This window comes from Ligilactobacillus animalis KCTC 3501 = DSM 20602 (genome assembly GCF_001434535.1).
GTDB lineage: Bacteria > Bacillota > Bacilli > Lactobacillales > Lactobacillaceae > Ligilactobacillus > Ligilactobacillus animalis.
This window is the reverse complement of sequence record NZ_AYYW01000003.1, coordinates 63586-86144: the sequence shown is the minus strand read 5'-3', so window position 1 is coordinate 86144 and position 22559 is coordinate 63586. Positions and strand designations below refer to the sequence as shown.

Genomic DNA, 22559 nt, shown 5'->3' with positions numbered 1-22559 from the left:
GTTATATGGAAGAACAATTATTCAAGAACAAAGATCGTATTGTTGAATTGGGAGAGGTATTCACTCCTAAAGAAACAGTGATACAGATGCTGAATTTGCCCGGTGTTAAGGAACAGACGGAATTGCTAACTTCTACATTCTTGGAACCATCAGCGGGAGAAGGTGCATTTCTTACTGAACTGCTTCAACGAAAAATGAGAGTGGCTTTTAAGAAAAGTTCAACTTTAGAAGAGTATGAAGATAATATTCTGGTTGGGCTTTCCACTTTATATGGAATCGAGCTTATGGAAGATAACGTCGAAATGCTAGTTATGCAAATGAATACAATATTTCAACAAAATTATCAAGAGGGTATAAAAAGTTTCAATGGTACTGTAAATGATAAGGTAATCAAGAGTGCAATGGTGATTATTCAAGCTAATATGGCGCAAGGTAATGCACTAACAAAATTAGATTCTTCAGGTAAACATCTAATGTTTAGCGAATGGAAATTGTTACCTAAACAAGAAGGTAGTAGACAACAGGTACAAAGGACTGAATTTAAGTTTGAAGATATAATAGCGGGAGAAACAGAACCGAGCGACATATCTCCTGTGGGTGGTTTTGAAGTCGTTGAGGAAATATCGCTGTTTGACTTCTTAGATGATGAAGAAGATCAGAAAGAATTAGCAATACAATTGGAAGAGGAAGTTAAGAAGGTGTACCTTCCTGTACCAATAGTTGATGTGTATCAGAAAATTCTAAGAGTAGAGGGGCATTAAGTTCTTTGTAAATATACCCTTAAATATTTATCGTCATGAATTTTAGCGATAAAACGTAATCAAAGTAATTTTCAAATATATATTTTAATTATGAGCAAGCTACTATAATGTGGCTTGCTCTTTTTATTTTGCATTGATTTCTAAATAAAGGAGAGGGCCAAATTTGGAGAAAGAAGTTGTCAAGTTCATAAGATTGAAGCAGGAACGTATTAAGATAGAAGGTTGGGAGCAACTAAGCGCAAGTGCTATTTCAACACCGTATGACACAGCAAATTTAGTAGAACCATTTTTAAAAGAAGCAGACCGAGAGATGATGTTAGTTATTGGATTGGATACGAAGAATAAACCCACAGTTATTAGCATAGTTGCTATAGGTACGCTCAATCAATCGACTGTTTCAACAAGAGAAGTGTTTAAGCCGTTACTACTATCTAATTCGATCAGATTTATCGTCGTTCATAATCATCCGTCGGGTAATACGAACCCATCAAAGAATGATTTAAAAATCACACAAAAATTGAAGAAAGCAGGGGAGATGATGGAGATAGTATTGTTGGATAGCATTATTTACGGTGATGACATTAGAAGCTTGCTAGCAAATGATTGGGGTGGAGTGAGTCTTGGTAGGATATGAATTGGCGAAAAGAGAATTGATCTTAGAGCTTGAAACGATCATGCGCATAACTATTGATGAAACTAGAACGGTATACGAGACAGTGATGTTAGAGCGCTGTGAATTAGATGAAGCAGTTCAAGATTTAGTACCAAACAACGAGCATTGTGTCAGTGTAACGAGTTTTGCTGTTAAAGATGTAACAGGCTTTATTATTGCAAACAATCAAAATAAAGATGTCTGGGGCATTGGATTTATTGGCTCTGACGGAACAATAAAAGAATGGAGAGTGTAACATATGGATACATGGATCAGAATTTTGATCGAAGCAGGAATTCAGATTGGTATGGAAATTATCCGAGAATTAGGGGATGACTAATAAGTAATGGAGAAAATAACCCAAACAAAACCCTGAGTTGGCCGTGGCTAACTCAGGGTTACTTCAATGGTTACGGGTTATTTTTTTAGTACACCTAAAGGCATATCACTTGAGATATTTACTGTATAGGGGAGTCAGTTGAGAGCAGTTAATCATTTAACTGGATGACAAATTTAGCAATTTCTATTTCAAGTTTTATTGATAAGGTATGATCACTAGACCTGCAAATGCCGTGCGGGATCGAGTACCCAACCAAACTAGAAGCGCTAAGATAATTATTTATCGTATTTAAGTCTGTAGCAGTGATTCGGGAGTACCTTCTGTAATAACTCCAGGAATTGCTTTTTTTAGGTGCGGTACTGGATTCGGTTAGAAGATTTTTACAGTGATCATACAAAATATGAAAGGCCTCAAAACATTCATCTGTATTGTTGTAGTCCTCAAGAATGAACATGGGCCAAATGTCATGGATCCACTTGGTATTTGGGTGAATACTGTCAATAATCTTCTGAAAATTAGGGTACAATAGTGGGATGCTTTCCTTATAGAGATAGACAGCATGTTTATCTCTAGTCATCTTGATTGTACCATCTTCCTTTTTCTTTTTATTCCCTAGCTTATCGGGAACATCTACGAAAGCATATTGTAAGAAAAAAAAGCTTAATTCGTATATTAAATCTGCTTGGGAGTTAGTAATCTCCACTTGTGCATTAGGTCCGCTAAAGTAACTTTTTAGGTACTGTAATGTTTCTTTCTCTGAAACTTTTTGGTTGATCCGAGGATAGAAATCATTTTTGAAGTAATCCCATATGTCACTTGGATAAAGATGAAGATAAAGATAATAGAAGACGACAAATTCGGGTAGAATGAATCCTTCGATGAAATCTAACTGATATCGAATCACTGATCTATTTGTGTTGGATCTAGTTACGTTTTTACGCTTTTCCAAAATATCAATCGGTAGCCTGTTACTGATAGTTTTAGCAATTTTACGTAAAGTGACATAGCTAGAATCAGGCTTGGATATAGATGTTGTGTTCCAAGTGTTAGGGATTCGTTCTGAGTAATGATTTTTTAATATCTCTTTGGCTTGCATAATGACATCTCCCAAAGAAACGTGAAATTGTTTTTTGTTCATAGCAACCTCCTTCTTCAAACCTCAATCCACATTATAACATTAAAATCTGATAAAATAAAATATCCCTATTATATAAGGGTTTGAGAATAATAAAATTTCAAATTTAATTCTATTAATGTTTGGGGTTATCATTTAGTTGTTGATTGATGCTGATAGCGGTGATCAACAATAAAACCAATATAGGTACCTCTGTATTGACGGTATTGAAGAAAGGACGATGATATGGTGCTAACTATAAATGACTTAAAAAAACTGCCAGCTGAAGACATACTCAAGCTATATGGCCTACCGGTTGTATGTGTCAATGATGCTCTTCTGGAAAGGATGTATGACATTTCAAAGGAGGTTCGGGCTTTTGAGCAGTTAGCTGAACTTGAGTTAGAAATGCTTCCAGTGATCGACCAATTAAATGATATCGAAATTTTGTTTGATATCAAGGGATGGTACGAATCACAACAAGAGCTTCGGGAGCGTATCAAAGATCTAGAGCTGTATTTTAACATTGATACAGCTCTTGACAATGAAACGCCTTCGCTTGTAGAACAATTGTGCATCAAAACGGGAATTTCTCACAAGGAATTATCTGGTAAGGGGGCGTTGATCAGTGAGAATCAACTTTTAGCACGTGAACTGTTCAATAAGCAGAATTTTTGGGGAATGCAATGTAAGATACTTGGAAAAGCGGTACTTGGGCGCAATGTGTTGGATTCTGTTGCTCCAATTACAGGAAAATACCGGAGTTTTTCTGCTGTTTCGGGCCGAATGAGCTGTCGTGATCTTCCGCTTATGTCATTGCCAAAGGTGATGTATGACTTCTTACAACCTAGTGAGGGGTATAACATTTGGCATTTGGACTTTTGTCAACAAGAGATGCGAATTGCTAGTGCACTTACAGGGTGTAGGGTGATGCAACAAGAATTGACTGCTGGAAAAGATGTTTATGCAGTCTTAGGACAACAGCTTTTAAGCAGTGAATCCATAGACAAATGCCATAAGCTGGGGAAATCCTTACTGACACCGTATCTGTATGGAGCTAGTGAGTTTACCCTTAAAGAAAATTTGCGTAAATTTACTGATGAATTTGCCGATGTCAATATCCAACAGAAGATACGTACTGCTTATCCAGAGCTTAGTGAGGGCTTAGATTCATATGCAAGTAATCCATTCATTCGTGTAACACCTTACGGTAATGCACCTGTGTTTCGTGAATTTTCAACGGCACAGTTGCGTAATCTTCCAATTCAAGGATTAGGTGCTGTTATTTTGAAAAGATTGTTGATCAAGTTGTGTTCCTCAGGTGTTAGGGTGTTGATACCAAGACATGATGAAGTGATCTTAGAGCTACCACGAACTTTGGATGATGAAAGTGTCAATAGGGTACTAACAGAGACTGCTTCACAAGTGGTTGAGCAAGAACTACCTACCTATGTGACCAAAAATTTTTTAAAAATTAAAAGGAGCGGTGAAGAATCATGAAATTAAGTCAGTTAACCGGCAACAAAGTATCGTTTGAAGATTATAACGGCAAGTATATTGACGTTAAAGTTAAGAGTGCTTCTTGGAAGGAATCTAAGAATGGCAATGTCTTCTTATCAGTAGAACTGGAATTATGCTCAAGTGGAAAGACTTTTGACAAGCCAGTGTGCATATTCTCGCAAAAAGACTTGGAGAATATTGTTGTCAAGATCAGTGCTGAAAAGTATGCTGGGCAAGCTGATCCAAATATCGATGGGTCCGATATAATTGGTCTGGTATTTTGGGCAAGAGTCTCGGTGAATGAATCTGGATTTGCTTCGTTAAAAGATATTGTTCTTGATGATCCGAGTGTGATTTCGGCAAAAACGACGAATATCATCACTAATGCAATGAATCAATTTACTCAACAAGTTGGTGTAAACACTGGCCAATCAACAGGACCATCCTTGGTAAATGCTGGGAATTCAATCCAAAAACAAACGACTAGTGCTAGTACAGATAATGGAGAAGCGCAAGTCGGAGACAGTGCTTCCAGTTCACTTCAGCAAGATCCTACTGATGAATTACTTGAAGATGACATAGAAAAGGAGTTGGAAGCTTTGGCTAGCACACCCGTTCCAAAGAAGAACGTAAGTGAGACGCCCGATACTTCCAATAATCCATTTGCTAATGCATCAAAAATTCAAAGCAATTTGTTTGAAGAGATGCGCACGCAAGGCAGTAAAGCAGATGAGGTGGGTGGAACCAATGACTGAATTTGATGAATTAAAAAAGGTTATGTCTCCTTATGTAGACAGCGGAGTGGATGGGTTTAATGCTTGCATTATTGCTCATATTCAACAACATCTTGGGGAATCGATAGATTCTGCACAGTTGCCTGATGAAGGACACGTTGTGAACTACATTCAAAAAGTCGTTGGGAAGAAACCGACTCACGAAACAATGGTGGATTTTTTGGTGACAGCATTAACGTTATGTAACATCAATGATAATCTGCATATTTATGAGTGGTCTGAAGGTGTTTTCGTTGATGCTGAGGTTGGCTATAGGTTACGTAAAATCATTGTTCGGGTGTTAGGGGTGTTTGACACTCCATGGTCTCATAACTTCGAACAAGAAACAGTGCGCTTATTGAAAAGAAAAGTTGCACAGTACAAAGATACTGATGTAAATAAGCAAGTTGTTGTTTTTAGGGATCAAGCCTTAGACTTAAAAAGTTTGAAGCTGGTACCATTTGATCCTAAGTACCTATCAACTAGAAAGTCAGATGTTTCACCTAAACAAGGTAGCACACCTAACTTTGATAGATTTTTAAAGACGACCTTTAATGACGATCAAGATAAAATCAAATTTGTTTGGTATTGGTTGGCGGTACAGCTTCAGGTAGATAGAGCAGTCAATAAGCTTGTTTTTATGTACAGCTCTGGAGCAAGTGGTAAGTCTACATTGATCCATGTCATCACGAGACTTCTAGGTTCGAGCAATGTATCTCATAATTCATTAAACCATTTCAATGGTGAATTTGGCAAAGAGAATATGATAGGACGTTTTGCTTGGATTTTAGAAGAAAGCGGGGATAACATCAGTGATTTTGCAGGTATCAAAAATATTGTTGAGGGTAATGAGATGTCCGTAAATCGTAAGAACAAGATAATGGTTCAAACGATATTTACTTTAAAAGTGACCCTATCCTTTAACAAATTACCGATACCAGAAAATACGATCGGCTTTAGTCGACGGGTGGTCCTACTTAACTTTCCAAATACATTTGTCGGTAAGGGTGCCGATAAAGATTTGAATGGGAAGTTGGAATCTGAAAAGGATCAGATCGCCTTTAGAGCTATTGAGTATTTGAGAGAGCTTAAATCTAAATATAACTATGATCTTTCACAAGTTATAACTGGCTCACTTCAAAGGGAGACTGATGAGTACTTTGATAAAGCTAGGGGCCCCGTTTACATGTTTCTACGACAAAAATGTCAACGTAAGAATGGCTCTAGGACGCCTAAGACAGAAATTTTAAATGCGTTTCTCGATTTTTTGGATGAAACTGATGAAGATTCCAAGGGATTCAATAAGCCTAAAAGCTTTTGGCCAGAATTCAAGAAACAATTCAGAAATCTTTATGGTCGGGATTGCTCATTTTCAAAATCAAGCATTGAGTATGTCAATGATTTAATTTTGAGTAAGGGAGTGAAGAAAATTTGATAAATGACAAGATCTTAACTATCAATGAAGCATCTAAATTATTAGGTGTTAGACGTTCGATAGTGGAAGAACTGTTGAATGATCCACAGCTACCTAGGTTGTTCGTGGGTGAATCACAACAGGTCAGATTACTTCAAAGTCAGTTACTTGAGTATGTCAAAAAACGTGCTGAAAACTGGTTTGAATACGTAGTTTGAGAATATGACGGAAAAGAGCCTTGCGGGGCTCTTTTCCATATAAAATGGGAGGTTTCATTATGTCAGTAGTTAAGAAAACAAGCGCTGGTTATACCGTACAACTATCCATTGGTAGTGGTAAAAATCGGATACGACAAAATAAAACTTTCGTGACTAGACGTGAAGCAAATGAATGGTTAACACAACAGTCAGCCATTTTAGGAGGTTCAAAAGCCTTGCTTTACCAAAGAAAAATGACAGTTATGAGCTTTTATGATTTATGGGTCGCTAATAAAAAGAAAGGGTTAGCCAAAAACACTTTAAAATCATATTCAGCTACTAAAAATCGTTTAAGTCCATATCTTTCCCGAATTAAAGTCAGCACTCTAACACACCAACAGTTGCAAGGTGTATTCAATATGTTATCAAAAAGATACAGTCATGAAACTTTGCGTAAAGACTTGAGTCATATTCGCTCAATGTTGCGCTATGCTATGCGTATCTCAGTTGTGACCGCAAAAGTAAATCCTGCAGATGATGTGGTGATTACAGGGAACGATGACAGTTATTACAAGAATGTTGATGATAAGGTATTACCGTTGTCTGAGTTTAACGTTATCAAAGAATATTTAATAAGATTTGCTATTAAGAAGAATGATTGGCATACTCGCAATATGCTAGGCTTAAGTATAGCGATCAGTACTGGTCTACGTGGTGGCGAAATACTGGCTTTGCGCTATAAGGATATTGATTTTTCTGAGTGTATTCTGACAGTAAATCATTCATGGGATGGTGAGCTAGTAGCACCTAAGACTAAAGCAAGTCACAGGGTAGTTCCTATCCCTGACTGGCTAGTTGATAAAATAAAATACTGGGCCGACTTGAACAACCTGTCGCTAGATTCAGACATGCAAGTGATGACAAGGAAAGATGGCTCGGTAGGAAGTGTAGTCTCATTGACATCTGCTTTTAAAAAGTTGCAGAAGAAATTAGGATTTTCACCACAGTATTCACTGCATAATTTACGACATACGATTGCATCACATTTGTTGAACAAAGGTGTAAATATCGTCACAGTTTCTCGATTATTAGGGCACTCTAGCGTTCGGATCACAGAAAGTTACTATTTGGGCTTGGTCTCTGAAGATAAGGTAGCTGAAAGACGAAAAGTACTGGAACTTCTGTAAAGCATTTTGGGTGATTAGGGGGCTTAGGGGGGATATTTCAACTTATTGTTCACCGTATCTAAACAAACTGCAAGTATATATTTTAATAATGAAGGAACCTTAGGAGTTACGGCTTCTAAGGTTCTTTTGATAATTAAAATATGGAGGTGCCTAATATGGCAGAAAAGAAAGTAAAGACAACAACTGTTACAACAGAGATTTTGATTGAAAAGAGAGTTAAGGATGACAGCACATACTGGACTAAATATACTTGGGATAAAAATAAGCCAGCAGTTTTAGTATTAGCTAATTATCCTAGCAAACTTGGGATTGTTGAAGAAGATCTAACAACAATGCTCATTAAAAATGAAGTGTATCGTATGGATGATTATGGGGCTGTTATTATTGGCAATTTGTTCACAAAGCCTATTTCACGTAACACAGCTAATGAACGGACTTTAGCGGATGCTTATGAGATCGATTCAATGACAGAATTACTTAAAGTGACTAAGGAAGTTGAAAAAGTCATTGTTTCTGTTGGCTCACTCACGAATAGATATCAAATTGCTAGTGACCGATTGGCAATGTATGGTCGGATGTGTAGTGATGAAGGTCAATTGGATAAGATTGTAGAATTAGCAGATGGACAACATAAACCTAAACATCCGTTAGCCTTACAAGGTGATCATTGGACATTGGTACCGTGGACTTTTGATTGGGAGAATCCACCAAAATCAAGACGCAAGAAGAAGGTTGTTGAAGCTGATGAGTAGGATAGTTAAACGAACCAACGGCTATTTTGCAGAGTTTACCAAAGGAGCTGGTAAGAAGCGCTATCGTAAACAAAAGACATTCCAGAAGAAAAGTGATGCTCAAGATTGGTTGGTCGAAATGGAGCATAACTATCTTCAAGGTAGTGTATCACCTAAGGCCGATATGACATTTGCTGATTACTATAAGCATTGGATAACAATGTATAAGGCACCAGTTGTTTCAGCTAATACGATCGATAATTATCAATCATCTTATAATAGGATAAAAAGAAAAGATTTAGGTCAGATAAAGCTTAGGAACCTTACTCGTGATGATATTCAGACTTACTTTAATCAGCTAAATCGCAGTCATGAAACAGCCCGTAAAGACTTAACTAGGATAAGATCTTGCCTAAGAGATGCATTCAATGATGGTATAATCCCACGTAATCCAAGTGCTGGGAGTATAAACATTATTGCCGACCCTAGCTTGACCAAGGGAAATGAGCGTAAGTTTATGGCGGTTAAGGATTTTAGGAAACTTCAAAAATATCTCTTAGATAGGGACTACAATTTGTTAGATGTAAATTGCTTTGTTTTGTTTGTCATATCTCAAACAGCTATGCGTGTAGGTGAATGTTTAGCACTAAAGGAAGATGATATCGACGAAATAAATTGTACACTTCGTATTGATGAATCATGGGATAGCTATCACAAATTCCTTAAACAACCTAAGACTAAGAATGGTGTTCGTAAAGTCCCTGTGTCACGTGATGTCATGAATAAAATAACTACATGGGTCAGATATCAACGAAGAGAAATGTTCAAGCGTGGTTTGTATAATCCTGATCGACTTATCTTTTTGAATTACAAAGGTAAGATACCACCAGCTTCAAGTATAAATTTGACCTATAAGAGGCTACAAAAAAGACTAGGATTGTCAGGTATATTTTCAACTCACACTATGCGACATACGATAGCTAGTATGATGTTAAATTCGGGGGAGATATCACTGGTCTATATTTCTCGATTTTTGGGTCATTCGAATATTTCGATAACGCAGAAGTACTATATTGACTTACTCCCAGATCAAATCATGAATGAAGATAAAAAGGTGGTGAAACTATTAGCTTTAGCATAAGAAAATAAAGCTGTTAAGGCTTTATTTTTTTTATCAATTTTGGTGGTATTTTCTAAGGCTATTTTTACATATCGTAACATTTCGTAACGTGCACATGTCGAATAGATGACGAAATGAAAAATAATCAAAAAGTTGAGTTTTCATTGATATAATAGGATTTACAGCATGTCCCTGGAGGCCATTCTGGGAAGACAACATCGCTCCAGACTTGTTGGATGGCAAGAACGTTATCGTTGCCGCACACGGTAACTCATTACGTGCCTTGACAAAATACATTGAAAACATCTCTGATGAAGACATCATGGACGTTGAAATGGCAACAGGTCAACCAGTTGTTTATGAATTGGATGACAACTTGAACATTGTCTCCAAAGAAAAGCTTTAAGATAAAGCCTTTCGGTAAAAAGAAGCGTGATCTCCGAGCGAGACCACGCTTTTTTGTTAGCTTATTTATCAGCAAAATACTGTTTTACTTTAGGGACGACTTCTTTGCCGTAGATCTCGATCGCTTGCATGACATCTTCGTGAAGCATGGAAGCGACAGGTAAATGGAGATAGAAGCGAGTTAGACCTAAAGTCTAGATCATCTTGATGATCTTATTAGCTACCATATTAGCATCACCGACGAAAATAGCCCCTTCATAGTTGATACTTTCAAGATATTTTTCGTATGATAGGCCGGCCCAATGAGGCCGTTCTTGACTGATCGTGTCGATCAAAAATTTAGTCGGGTAGAAGTAATCCTTGATCGCTTTTTCGCGGTCATGAGCTAACCAGCCCCAAGAATGCGCAGCTATCGACATCTTAGTGAGATCTTTGCCAGTTTTTTCAGCGACAGCACAGTAGAGTTTTGTCAATGGTTGGAAATCTTTAAACTTGCCCCCGATAGTTGCGTAGACGATCGGAAGGCCCATTTCAGCTGCCCGGATCGTAGAATCGATACTACCACCAGTAGCTAAAGCAATCGGTAATGGTCTTTTTGAGCGAGGATAGATACCTTTATGATCGATCTTAGGTGTAAATTTTCCTTTAGGCCAGTCTAAGATCTCATTTTCGTTGATCTTTAGTAACATATCTAGTTTTTCTTTAAAAAGATCATCATAATCTGCCAGATCATAGCCAAAAAGCTCAAAGGCTTCGGTAAAAGAACCACGTCCAGCCATGATCTCGATCCGGCCAGGGGCAACCGCATCGATCGAGGCATGTTGTTCGTAAACTCTGATCGGATCGATCGTCGGTAAGTTAGTAGTGGCACTGGAAAGATGGATCTGTTTTGTCCGCGCTGCAGCCATTGCTAAAATGATCTCTGGAGCTGAAACGGCGAAGTCCTTGCGGTGGTGTTCACCAACTGCAAAAGCATCGATCCCAAGTTTATCTGCCAGTTCAACTTCTTCTAACAAGTCCCGGATCCGCTCATCATGGCTGATGGCTTGCCCAGTTTTTTCAAGTGGAGTCGTTTCACCAAAAGTAGAGATACCTAATTCAATTTGCATAAGAAATATCCTGCTTTCTTTAGTTTATATATAAACTTATTTTTTGTAAGCAAATAATAAAATGTGTTTTAACATTTGGCAATAGTTGCGAGAAGTGGTAGAAATACTGAAGCAAATTAGCTATTCTTAGAAAATTGCTTGGTAAAGTTCTAGATGTTACTTATGTAGCGAGTAAATAGCCTATAAAAAAGCGTGATCTCCGGGTGAGACCACGCTTTTTTATATCACACCACTAAAGAAATAGATCACCGTAGCTAAGATCATTAGCAATAATCCGATCATACTGAGGGGATGTCTATTATCTCTTTCAAAGTAGTTAGTTAGTATTGTGAGCAGTACTAAAAATTCTGGGAAGAAATCATATTTGTGTAGTAAAAGATGTGTGGCTAAAAAGATGAACAACAATAGCAACTGGAAGACCAGTAAGAAGCGCGAACGCATGTGTATTCCCCCTAGACTTTCTCTCTACTTTAATTATAACCGAGGAAATATCTAAAATAAAAAATCGTAATCCAAATAGATCACGATCAAAATTACAATAACAGTACAAATAAAAAGCACAGCACCCAAGCGGTACCGTATAAAGCATAGTCGAGGCGCATTCTTTCTTGATTTAAACTGCACCAAGAAAGAGCTTGGAAGACCAAGCCGACTAATGCTAAAACAGAAAGCAATAAAAATAATATATTACTGTTGGACGAATTTTTGAGTAGTTGTTCAAATAGCAGTAATACTAGCCAAAAAAGATTGAAGATCAAGAGATAAGTCCGTGTTTTACTGAGCAAAAAAAGCCACTTCTTTTCTAAATTTATTCTTAATTTCATTATACAGCAAGCAAGAATATTCGTAGTAAAAAACGCCTTTCAATGAGCTGAAAGGCGTTTGGTCGATCATTCAGAAATAACGAGCATTGATTTGATCGTTTTGCGATTTTGCATATCTTTGTAAGCTTGATCGATATCATCCAAGCTATAAGTTTGGGTAAAGACCCGGCCTGGATCGATATCACCATCGAGAACAGCCTTTAATAAGATCTGCTTATCATATGTCGTCACGGAAGCAGAACCCCCACCGATCGTAATATTTTGGGCAAACGTTGAGCCTAAAGGTCGGTTGTTATAGTGGGGTACACCGACATAACCGATGCGCCCACCGTTGTGTAAAACTCCAAGTGCTTGTTCGATCGAAGCTTCAGTCCCGACACATTCAAGGGCAGCATCTGCCCCGCCACCTAAGATCTCGCGAACTTTGGCGATCCCTTCTGGCCCACGTTCGGCAACAACTGCAGTCGCACCAGATGCTAGAGCCATTTCTTGGCGGTCTTTGTGGCGACTCATGAGGACGATCTGTGAAGCCCCGCGCATTTTAGCTGCGATCACAGCACATTGTCCGACCGCGCCATCACCGATCACGACTACTTTATCGCCGGGTTTGACATCGGCCACGCGCGCAGCATGGTAACCTGTTGGCATGACATCAGCCAAAGTCAACAATGATTTTAGCATACCTTCAGTATAATCAGCTGGCTTGCCAGGGATCTTGATCAAAGCCCAGTTACCGTAGTGGAAACGAACGTATTCGGCTTGGAAACCACTTGACCAATTGCTGTAGCCGGGATGGTTATCACAAGTACCATCAAAGCCAGCGCGACAAGCATTGCAGTGACCGCAGCCATGAGTAAATGGAACGATCACGAAATCGCCAGGCTTGACCGTAGTGATCGCCGAACCGATCTCTTCAACGATCCCTAAAGCTTCGTGCCCACTATTTTCTGAGTGAGCTGCTTTATCGTCGCCGTGAACATATGACCAAAGATCTGAGCCACAAACACACGCCCGTACGACTTTGATGATCACATCATCATCCCGCTCGAGGCTTGGCTTTTCGACCTCTTCGATGATCATTTGACCTGCTTTTTCAAAAATTGCGCTTTTCATGAAATCTACCCCTTTCATCTTATCGCTAACATTATAAAATATTGTCCACAAGGTATCCAATGCTTAGTTTCGATAATTAGTTATGCAAAGGAGGAATAGCTCGTTGTTGTTTCCATTTGAAAAATTTTGTCCAGAAAAATAAGAAAAGTAGATAGGGGATAAGTGAATACTGGGAGAGATAGAGCTTTACTTCTTGTTCATCAGGTGTGATAAAACTTTCAACATGTAAACCTAATACAGTCGTGAGCTTGGCATTTCCCTTGATCAAGAACATTTCGATGATAAAATCTATGATAAAAAGATAGATAAACATTTCTGTTCCACGGATGATATAATTTTTAAAATTCGCAGCCATTGCCTTATGCTCCTTTCTAAGTTGATCATATCATGTAAACGCTAACGATGATAGCTAAAAATAACAATTGATGCCGTGGTCACAAAAGACTTGGCGATACTCTTGGAGCTCTTCGGGATGTAAGGCTTTGACATCTTCAAATTCATACTTGCGTCCTAGAAGTTGATATTTATTTTCACCGAATTGATGGAATGGGAGCAGTTGAACATCAGTGATCTGATGCTCATTGAATAATTGTGCGAAATGTTTGGCGTCAGTCAATGAGTCGTTGAAGCCAGGGATCACCGGAATGCGTAAAACGATCTGCTTGTGATGGGCAAAAGCATACTGGATATTTTGAATGATCAAGTTATTTTGGACACCCGTTACTTGGCGATGTTTGAGCGTATTGTAGTGCTTAAGATCGGTGTAGATGAAGTCAACGTATTCGATGAGTTCCGCAAATTTCTGGGGCTCCACATAGGCGGTCGTTTCGATCGCAGTGTGGAGCCCTTTTGCTTTCGCTTGTTGCAAGATGCTTTTGGCAAAGTGGAATTGTGCAAAGATCTCGCCACCTGAAAGGGTAAGGCCACCGCCAGATTCTTCATAGAAATCAATATCTTTTAGGACTTCGGCGATGATCTCGTCTACAGTCCTTTCTTCGCCGATCGTCGTTTGTTTTTTAGTTTGTGCATCGAGGATCGGTTCGGGGCGCCGACGTTGTGATTCAGGATTGGCACACCAAGGGCAACGCAAAGGACAACCCTTTAAAAAGACTGTCGTGCGGATCCCCGGGCCATCATGGAGCGAAAAATGTTGAATATTAAAAATGATACCACGGTCAGTAACAACCATTATTAACACCTCACTTGCTTTTTTCTTTATCATAGCAATAAAACGAAAATATTTCAATTACGAACGAAAGAAAATAGAGTTTTACTTTTTAGCAGAATCGATTAAAATAGAATTTGGGGTGAAGTTAATGGAACGTTTAGATAAGATCATAAAATTAGTTTCAAAAGAGCGAAAAGTCGATGTTAATACGCTGTCCGAGACATTAGGGGTTTCGAAGGTCACGATCAGAAAAGATCTAGATAAACTTGAAGCAAAGGGATTATTGCATCGAGAGCATGGCTATGCGGTCTTAAATAGTGGCGATGACATCAATGTTAGATTGTCATTTCACTACGATGTCAAAAAAAAGATCGCACAAAAAGCGGCTGAATTAGTCAACGATAATGAAACGATCATCATCGAGTCGGGGTCGACGTGTGCGTTATTGGCAGAGGAGATCTGTCGGACTAAGCGGGGCGTGACGATCTTGACCAACTCTTATTTTATCGCCGACTATGTTAAGCGCTATGACTCGTGTAAGATCGTTTTACTCGGGGGCGAATATCAAAAGAACTCACAGGTGACGGTGGGCCCACTAGTCAAAGAGATGATCAGATTGTTTCACGTGCAACTTGCATTTATCGGTACCGATGGCTTTGCTGAAGCGGTCGGCTTTACCGGTAAGGATCTGATGCGCACCGAAGTCGTTCATGCGATGGCTGAAGTTGCCGATGAAGTCGTGATCTTGACCGATTCATCGAAGTTCTTGCAACGTGGAACAGTTGGTCAATTTACCCCTGACCAGATCAGTGGTGTTATTACGGATAAGAATATCAGTGCAACTAAAGAAGCGTATCTCCTGCAAAATCAAGTCAAAGTAACCAAAGTCTAAGTAAAGCGTGCGATCATGGATAACAAGAGATCTATTACGATGCGATAATACGTATTGTAATAGATCTCTTGTTGTTTATAGCTCGGATTTTTACGTCTAAAATAGGGAAAACATTTGTATTTTTTCTAATAACATGCTATGTTTATTACGAAAGAAAGTTTATGATTTTCAAACGAAAGGGAGGCGCGAAAGATGACACTCGAACTACTTACCCAAAAATACACCAATGAGACACAACAAAATTCGCAAAAGCACTTTGGTTATTTAACACCGCGAATGTATAAATATCGCAATAAAGTTTTAGATAAAAAGCCGTATATTGATGCACAACGAGCACTTTTGGTGACAGAAAGCTACCAAAAACATCAAGCTAAGCCAAATGTTTTGAAAAGAGCTTATATGCTCCAAAATATTTTAGAGAACATGTCGATCTATATCGATGATGAGACTATGATCGTGGGTAATCAAGCTTCTAGTGATAAGGATGCTCCGATATTTCCTGAGTACACTTTGGAGTTTGTTTTAGCTGAACTTGATCTGTTCGAAAAACGTGATGGGGATGTTTTTTATATCACTGAAGAGACTAAAGAGCAGTTGCGTGCGCTTGCGCCTTTCTGGGAGGATAATACGTTACGGGCGCGAGCGGGGGCCATGTTACCCCAAGAAGTTCAAGTTTATATGGAAACGGGCTTCTTTGGGATGGAAGGTAAGATGAACTCGGGCGATGCGCATTTAGCGGTCAATTATCAAAAATTACTAACTGAGGGTCTGCGTGGCTTTGAAGAAAAAACCAAGCAAGCTAAGGCCAAACTTGATCTGACGGTACCGGAAAACATTGATAAATATCATTTTTATGATGCGATCTTGATCACGATCTCGGCAGTCAAAAATTATGCCCAACGTTTTGCTGATCTAGCGCGCAAACAAGCCAAAGATGCGTCGGCTGCTCGGAAAGCAGAGTTGTTAGAGATCGCAGCGATCTGTGAAACTGTTCCCTATGAACCAGCCCAAACATTTGCGCAAGCGATCCAAGCGGTTTGGTTTATCCAATGTATCCTTCAGATCGAATCGAATGGTCATTCGTTATCATATGGAAGATTTGATCAATACATGTATCCTTATGTTAAAGCTGATCTTGAGGCAGAGCGCGAGACTGAAGCTTCGATCGTTGAGCGCTTGACCAATTTGTGGATCAAGACGTTGACGATCAATAAGATTCGAAGCCAAGCCCATACTTTTTCTTCGGCAGGAAGTCCGCTCTATCAAAATGTGACGATCGGTGGGCAGACACGCCAAAAAGAAGATGCTGTCAATCCGTTGTCATTTATGGTGCTCAGATCAGTTGCTCAAACACACCTGCCACAGCCTAATTTGACGGTCCGCTATCATGCCGGGTTAGATCCAGAATTTATGAATGAAGCGATCGAAGTGATGAAACTTGGCTTTGGGATGCCGGCTTTCAACAACGATGAGATCATTATCCCATCCTTTATCCAAAAAGGTGTCAGCGTGGAAGATGCGTATGATTACAGTGCAATCGGCTGTGTCGAGACCGCTGTTCCTGGAAAATGGGGCTATCGTTGCACTGGGATGAGTTATATGAATTTTCCTAAAGTCCTGTTGATCGCGATGAATGGGGGGATCGACCCAGTTTCTGGTAAGCGCTTCACTCCAAACTATGGATATTTTCCTGAGATGCAGTCATTTGAAGAATTGACCACTGCCTTTGATGAGACCTTGCGCTATTTGACTAAGATGAGTGTGATCGTCGAAAATGCGATCGATCTAAGTCTTGAAAGGGAAGTGCCAGATATTTTGTGCTCGGCTTTGACTGATGATTGTATCGGGCGGGGCAAGCATCTAAAAGAAGGGGGCGCAGTCTATGACTATATCTCAGGGCTTCAAGTAGGGATCGCTAATCTAGCTGATTCACTAGCGGCAGTCAAAAAGTTGGTCTTTAGCGAAAAACGTTTGACACCAGCAGAGTTGTGGCATGCGTTGCAGACTGATTATGCTGGTGAAGAGGGTGAAAGGATCCGGCAGATGTTGATCAATGAAGCGCCTAAGTATGGTAATGACGATGATTATGCTGACAAATTAGTGACGGCTGCCTATGATGTATATATCGAAGAGATCGCTAAATATCCTAATACGCGCTATGGACGGGGTCCGATCGGTGGTATTCGGTATTCAGGAACGTCTTCGATCTCGGCTAATGTCGGGCAAGGGCGTGGCACTTTGGCGACACCGGATGGCCGCCATGCAGGGACGCCTTTAGCGGAAGGGTGTTCACCATCACATAATATGGATCAAAAAGGTCCGACTTCGGTTTTGAAATCGATCGCTAAATTACCAACGCATGAGATCGTTGGGGGCGTGCTGTTGAATCAAAAAGTCAACCCCCAGACTTTGGCTAAAGAAGAGGACAAGCAGAAGTTGATCGCATTATTGCGGACATTTTTCAATCGGTTACATGGATACCATATCCAGTACAATGTGGTCTCAAAAGAAACCTTGCTCGATGCCCAAAAGCATCCCGAAGAGCACCGTGATCTGATCGTCAGAGTGGCGGGATATTCCGCCTTTTTCAATGTTTTATCTAAGGCAACGCAAGATGATATCATTGCCCGAACCGAACATGCATTATAGAAAGAAGGCCGACAAATGGAATTTATGTTAGATACAGTAAATCTAGCGGAGATAAAAAAATGGGCGCAGATCTTGCCCCTAGCAGGGGTGACTTCTAATCCGACCATCATTAAACGTGAAGGAGAGTTGGATTTTTTTGAACATTTGAAAAAAGTTCGTGAGCTCATCGGCCCGCAACCGAGCCTACATGTCCAAGTTGTAGCTAAGGACACTGCAGGGATGGTTGCGGAAGCTAAGAAATTGCAAGCAGAACTTGGAGGCAACCTCTATATCAAGATCCCGGTCACCCAAGAAGGCTTAGTAGCGATCAAACAGCTAAAGCAAGCGGACTTTAAGGTCACTGCAACTGCGATCTATACGACGATGCAAGGACTTTTAGCGTTGGAAGCCGGAGCCGATTATTTAGCCCCGTATTACAATCGCATGGAGAATTTAGATACTGATCCGGTGGCACTGATCGCACAGTTAGCCAGTGCGCGGGAAAAAAGCACGCAAAAGGGCAAGATCTTAGCGGCTAGTTTTAAAAATGCCAGCCAAGTGACTAAAGCACTGGGGGCAGGTGCTCAAGCCGTGACTGCAGGCAGTGATATCTATGCCGCCAGTTTAGCTGATCCTGCGATCGCTAAAGCAGTATCTGATTTTGCCATCGATTGGAAGACGAGCCAGAAACGCGCGGGAATATAGGAAAAAACATTAGCGCATCTCCAAAAGGTTTGTTAAAATAACAGATGAAGTTTTCGCGTATAAGGGTCCAGCAGAACTAATTAGTTTTGCTGGACCCTTATTTTTTATCTAAGAGAGAAAGTTTTTTATGGATTTTTACATGCGCTTACCCCGAAATCACCGGGAATTTGTTTTATTTTTGTTGATCGTGTCGTTGATCTCAGTGAACTTGATCGCTCCTTTGATCAGCATGTTTGAGTTAGGCTTTAGCTTTGAAGTCTGGCAAAATACGTTAAGAGTATTACCATTTATCTGGCTAGCAGTGGTGAGCTTAGTTATTTTGACACAAAAACCATCCGGCAAGCTCAAGGACTTGATCGTGCATCCAAAAGACAGTTTTCGGTCACAGATCACGATCAATATATTATGCAACGTCTTTTTGATGTCGTTTTTCATAACTTTGATCGGAGCTTGGATCGGTGAAGGGGCGATCCATTGAGCCCCAGTGAGTGAATTTTTTGGTAAATGGCCTCGCAATTTTAGCATAGCTTTTCTCGTTGAAGCAATTATCGCCCAACCGATCGCACGCCAAGTTTTATACCGCTATCATTTGAAAAAAGAGACCTTTGAATAGTTTCTATTAGGAAATAGCATATATTTTGGGTTTGATATCTATATTTTTTGGTATACCAATTTAAATATATATTGGTTGACAGAAGAATTTTGTTGCGCTATATTTAGTCTTGTTACTTGATGTAACTAACTTCTATGAGATTTGAAAATAATAATTAAGGTATATACCAATTTTAAAATGCGAGGTATTGAATTATGTGTGGTATCGTTGGCGTAACAGGCAATGAAAATGCAACAGATATTTTATTAGATGGATTACAACAATTAGAATACCGTGGCTATGACTCAGCCGGTATCTATGTAAATGACCAACAAGGTGATGGCTTTTTAGTTAAGGAAAAAGGCCGGATCGCTGATCTCCGTGCTTTAGTTGGACCAGAAGTCAAGGGTTCGACTGGGATCGGGCATACACGTTGGGCAACACACGGGGTCCCAAGTGTTAAGAATGCTCATCCCCACGTTTCAGCCGATGGACGTTTCTTCTTAGTTCATAACGGTGTGATCGGTAACTTTAGCCAATTGAGTGATGAATACTTGGCTGATGTTGAATTAAAGAGTGACACAGATACAGAGATCATCGTGCAATTGATCGGTAAGTTTGCTGATGAAGGTATGGATACTTTGGCTGCTTTCTGCAAAGTCTTGGGCTTAGTTGATGAAAGCTCATCTTACTCATTCTTGTTGATGGATAAAGACCAACCAAGCAAGTTATTTGTAGCTAAAAACAAGAGCCCATTGTTACTTGGTGTGGGCGATGGTTTCAACGTTGTTTGTTCTGATGCCACTGCAATGCTTGAACAAACGCATGATTTCATCGAATTGATGGATGGTGAAGTCGTGGTAGTTGAACCAGATAAGATCCAGATCATGGATCCAGCTGGCAATGCTGTCGAACGTGAACCATTCCATATCGATATGGATCCACAAGCCGCTAAAAAAGGTGCTTATCCATACTACATGTTAAAAGAGATCGACGAACAACCAGGCGTGATGCGCACTTTGATCCAAGAATACTTTAATGAAGACGGCTCAGTTAAGATCGATCAAGAACTATTGGATGCTTTATCCAAGGCAGATCGGTTATACATCGTGGCCGCTGGGACAAGTTACCATGCTGGTTTAGTCGGGAAAGAATTGTTTGAAAAATTAGTTCATATTCCAACTGAAGTTCATGTGGCCTCTGAATTTGCTTACAACCCACCATTGTTGTCTGAAAAACCATTCTTCATCTTCTTGACACAAAGTGGGGAAACCGCTGATAGTCGCCAAGTGTTGACTCAAGTTAATGAATGGGGTTATCCAAGTTTGACGATCACAAACGTGGCTAACTCAACGCTTTCACGTGAAGCAACTTATACTTTATTGTTACACGCTGGTCCTGAGATCGCTGTTGCTTCAACTAAAGCTTACACCGCTCAGATCGCTTTAGAGGCAATCTTGGTCAAAGCTTACGGTGAAGCTAAGGACATCAAGGCTGCTAAGGACTTTGATGTTGCGGGTGAATTGACGAAAGTTGCTAACGGGATGCAAGAATTAGTTGATGAAAAAGGTGACATTGAAAAGGTCGCTCAAGATATGTTTGCGACAACACGCAATGCGTTCTATATCGGCCGTGGTGTTGACTATGCGTTAGCGCAAGAAGCTGCTTTGAAGTTAAAAGAAGTTTCTTATGTTCAAACTGAAGGTTTTGCTTCGGGTGAATTAAAGCACGGCACGATCGCCTTGATCGAAGAAGGCACACCAGTCGTAGCGATCATCACCGATCCTAAGACAGCTGCGCATACACGAAGCAATGCGCAAGAAGTTATCGCGCGTGGTGCAAATGTCTTATTCATCTCCAGCCGTGATGTAGCTGCTGAAGGTGATCAGATCATCTTACCAGAAGTTGATCCATTGTTATCACCACTTGTTTCAGTCGTACCAACACAATTGTTGGCTTACTATGTAAGTTTACAACGTGGTTACGATGTGGATAAGCCACGTAACTTGGCTAAGAGCGTGACTGTTGAATAAAATTTTGATCTAGTCAAAGTCTGTTCCTGTTTAGGAGCAGGCTTTTTTGTTGTGTTTTTTAAGTATTAGGCTTAACTTATGGACGGGGTGAAAGTTAGTGGGAAATATATTTTAGGGGATATTTATATGCAAAATAAATACGCTGTTTTGAGTTATCAAGGTCTATCGGGGCTTTATGCTTTAGGCTTGAGCTTGTGGACAGGGACGATCTATCTTTACATGCAACAAGTCGGTTATAGTTATGGTCAGATCAATTTATTTTTAGCCCTTTTTTGGTTGGTGACTTGTGTAGCTGAGATCCCGTCAGGCTTTTTATCGGATAAATTTGGTGCCTTAAAAATGACCTTTTGGAGTGTGCTTTTTCGTGGAAGTGGACTTTTGCTCTTGGCAATATTTGATAAACATCTAGTGGTTTTGATTTTGAGTGCTATTTTGACAGCACTTGGTGATTCGTTGTATTCAGGGACGTTGACTTCCTGGATCGTCGAACGGACTAAGAATTCAGAGCTTGATCAAGGAAAGTTATTTTCACATAACTATATGTTAGTCAGTTTGGTGAGTTTTGTAGGCGGTTATCTGGAGGCGGATCAATTAGGGAATATCGAATTGCGCTTACCACTTATCAGTGGGGCGGTGATCCTGTACGTAGTTGGGCTTGTTTCTTTGAGTTTAGTGCGCTTTGATACAGCACCTAAACCACCTGAGCCACTCCGCTTTACATTTGAGCGTCAGATTTGGCAAAAAAAGCGACCATTACTTGAGACCTTGATCTTATTTTTACCACTGACATTCATAACGGTCGGACCTTATAATCAGTGGCAGCTTTACTTTCAGCGTGGACCTGAGATCAAGACGGGGCTGATCTTAGTGGGAATCAATTTAGCGGGGATGTTGGGTGCTTTTGCCTTTAACTGGAGCGCAAAACTTTCTTGGAAGACCGAACAGCTTTTCTTGGCACATGTGGTCGCACTTTGTTTGAGTGTATGGCTCCTTATCTATAGTAGTTATTATCTAGCTTTAGCTTTCATGTGGTTGCATGTAGCGCTATGTGCGTCGACTGAGGTCTTGCAAACTAAGCTATTGCATGAAAAGATAACCGATGATCTCCGAACGACTTGGGTGTCGGGCAATAATACTTTAGAAGCATTGGTGACGACAGTAGCTCTAGCCTTGAATGGATTTTTAGCGGATCACTTTGGCTTAGCCTTAGCTTGGGGTGTTGGTGCTTTGTTGGGGTTGTTGGATACAGTGGGATGGGCTTTTTGGCAGCGTTGGAACCATTGAACTGGATTTTTGGTTGA

General features: G+C 40.0%; 23 protein-coding genes and 2 pseudogenes. 18 read left to right on the top strand and 7 right to left on the bottom strand.

The genetic code is table 11. The annotated features are described in order from the left end of the window. The first annotated feature begins 5 nt into the window (after positions 1 to 5). The 3 genes from FC30_RS00975 (at position 6) to FC30_RS00965 (ending at position 1669) form a co-directional block, all read left to right on the top strand. A complete protein-coding gene (locus FC30_RS00975) occupies positions 6 to 761 on the top strand; it encodes a DNA methyltransferase family protein (RefSeq protein ID WP_010688269.1) in 756 nt (251 codons plus the stop codon). A 163-nt stretch (positions 762 to 924) separates the two neighbouring features. Then, entirely contained in the window at positions 925 to 1395 is a 471-nt protein-coding gene (locus tag FC30_RS00970) for a JAB domain-containing protein (RefSeq protein ID WP_202812824.1), read from the top strand. After that, positions 1382 to 1669, top strand: coding sequence for a hypothetical protein (locus tag FC30_RS00965; RefSeq protein WP_010688250.1), 288 nt, complete (start codon positions 1382 to 1384; stop codon positions 1667 to 1669). Before FC30_RS00970 ends, FC30_RS00965 begins: the two co-directional genes overlap by 14 nt. A 232-nt stretch (positions 1670 to 1901) precedes the next feature. Here the strand turns inward: FC30_RS00965 and FC30_RS00960 are convergent, their stop codons facing one another. After that, a complete protein-coding gene (locus FC30_RS00960) occupies positions 1902 to 2891 on the bottom strand; it encodes a hypothetical protein (RefSeq protein ID WP_010688249.1) in 990 nt (329 codons plus the stop codon). Between the two features lie 324 nt (positions 2892 to 3215). Between FC30_RS00960 and FC30_RS00955 the strand changes: the two genes are divergently transcribed. The 8 genes and pseudogenes from FC30_RS00955 to FC30_RS09230 all read left to right on the top strand — a co-directional run. After that, positions 3216 to 4367 carry a DNA polymerase gene (locus tag FC30_RS00955; RefSeq protein WP_162255307.1) on the top strand — a complete coding sequence of 384 codons (1152 nt, stop codon included), beginning with the start codon at positions 3216 to 3218 and terminating at the stop codon, positions 4365 to 4367. Further along, a complete protein-coding gene (locus FC30_RS00950; protein ID WP_010688247.1) occupies positions 4364 to 5122 on the top strand; it encodes a hypothetical protein in 759 nt (252 codons plus the stop codon). Before FC30_RS00955 ends, FC30_RS00950 begins: the two co-directional genes overlap by 4 nt. Beyond that, complete coding sequence (locus FC30_RS00945; RefSeq protein ID WP_010688246.1) at positions 5115 to 6575, top strand: DNA primase family protein; 1461 nt, start codon at positions 5115 to 5117, stop codon at positions 6573 to 6575. Before FC30_RS00950 ends, FC30_RS00945 begins: the two co-directional genes overlap by 8 nt. Next, complete coding sequence (locus tag FC30_RS00940; RefSeq protein ID WP_010688245.1) at positions 6572 to 6772, top strand: excisionase family DNA-binding protein; 201 nt, start codon at positions 6572 to 6574, stop codon at positions 6770 to 6772. The genes FC30_RS00945 and FC30_RS00940 overlap by 4 nt, the downstream gene beginning before the upstream one ends. Positions 6773 to 6831: 59 nt before the next feature. Then, positions 6832 to 7938, top strand: coding sequence for a tyrosine-type recombinase/integrase (locus FC30_RS00935; protein WP_010688244.1), 1107 nt, complete (start codon positions 6832 to 6834; stop codon positions 7936 to 7938). A gap of 155 nt (positions 7939 to 8093) precedes the next feature. Continuing rightward, positions 8094 to 8690, top strand: coding sequence for a DUF1643 domain-containing protein (locus tag FC30_RS00930; RefSeq protein ID WP_010688243.1), 597 nt, complete (start codon positions 8094 to 8096; stop codon positions 8688 to 8690). Beyond that, on the top strand, positions 8683 to 9810 hold the full coding sequence (locus FC30_RS00925) for a tyrosine-type recombinase/integrase (protein ID WP_010688242.1): 1128 nt from the start codon (positions 8683 to 8685) through the stop codon (positions 9808 to 9810). The genes FC30_RS00930 and FC30_RS00925 overlap by 8 nt, the downstream gene beginning before the upstream one ends. A gap of 178 nt (positions 9811 to 9988) precedes the next feature. Continuing rightward, positions 9989 to 10195 (top strand): annotated as a pseudogene (locus FC30_RS09230) (2,3-bisphosphoglycerate-dependent phosphoglycerate mutase); the annotation flags it as partial. Between the two features lie 61 nt (positions 10196 to 10256). Here the strand turns inward: FC30_RS09230 and FC30_RS00920 are convergent. The 6 genes and pseudogenes from FC30_RS00920 to FC30_RS00895 all read right to left on the bottom strand — a co-directional run bounded on the left by FC30_RS00920 (position 10257) and on the right by FC30_RS00895 (position 14429). Then, positions 10257 to 11303: pseudogene (locus FC30_RS00920) on the bottom strand (LLM class flavin-dependent oxidoreductase). A 219-nt stretch (positions 11304 to 11522) separates the two neighbouring features. After that, the gene (locus FC30_RS00915; RefSeq protein WP_010688239.1) at positions 11523 to 11744 is read right to left on the bottom strand and encodes a hypothetical protein; all 222 of its coding nucleotides are present in this window, start codon (positions 11742 to 11744) and stop codon (positions 11523 to 11525) included. A 92-nt stretch (positions 11745 to 11836) separates the two neighbouring features. Then, positions 11837 to 12088: a hypothetical protein gene (locus FC30_RS00910; RefSeq protein ID WP_010688238.1), complete on the bottom strand. Its 252-nt coding sequence runs from the start codon at positions 12086 to 12088 to the stop codon at positions 11837 to 11839. Positions 12089 to 12193: 105 nt separating this feature from the next. Continuing rightward, on the bottom strand, positions 12194 to 13240 hold the full coding sequence (locus FC30_RS00905) for an alcohol dehydrogenase catalytic domain-containing protein (RefSeq protein ID WP_010688237.1): 1047 nt from the start codon (positions 13238 to 13240) through the stop codon (positions 12194 to 12196). A 76-nt stretch (positions 13241 to 13316) separates the two neighbouring features. After that, entirely contained in the window at positions 13317 to 13595 is a 279-nt protein-coding gene (locus FC30_RS00900) for a hypothetical protein (protein WP_010688236.1), read from the bottom strand. 54 nt (positions 13596 to 13649) lie between these two features. Continuing rightward, positions 13650 to 14429 (bottom strand): glycyl-radical enzyme activating protein, encoded by a 780-nt coding sequence (locus FC30_RS00895; protein WP_010688235.1) that lies wholly within the window; start codon positions 14427 to 14429, stop codon positions 13650 to 13652. A gap of 127 nt (positions 14430 to 14556) precedes the next feature. Here FC30_RS00895 and FC30_RS00890 point away from each other — a divergent pair, with 127 nt between their 5' ends. From FC30_RS00890 to FC30_RS00865, 7 genes are all read left to right on the top strand, one after another. Further along, positions 14557 to 15300 carry a DeoR/GlpR family DNA-binding transcription regulator gene (locus tag FC30_RS00890; protein WP_010688234.1) on the top strand — a complete coding sequence of 248 codons (744 nt, stop codon included), beginning with the start codon at positions 14557 to 14559 and terminating at the stop codon, positions 15298 to 15300. A gap of 192 nt (positions 15301 to 15492) precedes the next feature. Then, positions 15493 to 17949, top strand: coding sequence for a glycyl radical protein (locus FC30_RS00885; RefSeq protein WP_010688233.1), 2457 nt, complete (start codon positions 15493 to 15495; stop codon positions 17947 to 17949). Between the two features lie 15 nt (positions 17950 to 17964). Further along, positions 17965 to 18633 (top strand): fructose-6-phosphate aldolase, encoded by a 669-nt coding sequence (locus FC30_RS00880; RefSeq protein WP_010688232.1) that lies wholly within the window; start codon positions 17965 to 17967, stop codon positions 18631 to 18633. Positions 18634 to 18760: 127 nt separating this feature from the next. Beyond that, positions 18761 to 19111: a hypothetical protein gene (locus FC30_RS00875; protein ID WP_010688231.1), complete on the top strand. Its 351-nt coding sequence runs from the start codon at positions 18761 to 18763 to the stop codon at positions 19109 to 19111. A 6-nt stretch (positions 19112 to 19117) separates the two neighbouring features. After that, entirely contained in the window at positions 19118 to 19246 is a 129-nt protein-coding gene (locus FC30_RS09810) for a hypothetical protein (RefSeq protein WP_010688230.1), read from the top strand. Positions 19247 to 19440: 194 nt separating this feature from the next. Beyond that, positions 19441 to 21258, top strand: coding sequence for a glutamine--fructose-6-phosphate transaminase (isomerizing) (gene glmS / locus FC30_RS00870; protein ID WP_010688229.1), 1818 nt, complete (start codon positions 19441 to 19443; stop codon positions 21256 to 21258). Between the two features lie 126 nt (positions 21259 to 21384). After that, entirely contained in the window at positions 21385 to 22542 is a 1158-nt protein-coding gene (locus FC30_RS00865; protein ID WP_010688228.1) for an MFS transporter, read from the top strand. Positions 22543 to 22559: the final 17 nt, after the last annotated feature.